1 pseudogene is annotated in these 725 nt (G+C 58.9%); it reads left to right on the forward strand.

The window, feature by feature from the left end:
• A pseudogene (locus ACFSX3_RS25745) lies at nucleotides 1-725 on the forward strand (hypothetical protein); the annotation flags it as partial.

Below are 725 nucleotides of genomic sequence, written 5' to 3' on the forward strand. Positions count from 1 at the left end.
CAGCGCCTCTATCTCTGGCAGCAGCTCCGTAATCGCTACGGCAAGGATTCGGAATATTACGCGAAAGCGGATGAGCAGGCGCGCGCTGCCCGTAAGGACGTCGCTTCGGCTACCGAGAGGGAAGCGAGGGATACGTACGATGAGCGCGCTAAACTCATCGAGCGGGAGGTCCGGCGGTTAGAGGATTCCGGAGCAACCGAGGCGCAGGTCGCCGCATTCAAGGTTGAGCAGTGGACGAAGCTGCGCGGCCAGTACGCGAAGGACAGCGAATATTACGAGAAGGCGGACGAGGCGCTCTACCAGGCGCGGAAGTCCCTCGTCGACAAAACTTCTAAGCTCGCGGAAGCACTCGTTAAAGCTGAAAAGTCCCGTATTGACGCCGCCAAGAAAACGGACCTAGAAGCGATCGAGGAGCGGAAGAAGGCGTATGTCGCTGCGCAGGACGAGAAGATCGCGGCCATCGACGAACTGCTCGCAAAAGAGCAGATGCTTAATACGGATGCCGACTACGGAACGCAGATCGCCGAGAAGAACGCTCGCATCGCTGAACTGGCCTCCGCAGTAGGTCCGGAGGGAATTGCCGAGCGCGAGCAGGCGATTAAAGAGCGTGACCGCATGGTTCTCGAACACGACCGCGATCTGCGTAAGCGTGAACTTGATTCGCAGAAGACGGCGCTACAGAAGGAGAAGGAGACGCAGCTCACCGCGTATGACCGGGAGAAAGC

Origin of the sequence: Paenibacillus rhizoplanae (genome assembly GCF_042684125.1) — a bacterium.
GTDB classification, from domain to species: domain Bacteria; phylum Bacillota; class Bacilli; order Paenibacillales; family Paenibacillaceae; genus Paenibacillus_AQ; species Paenibacillus_AQ rhizoplanae.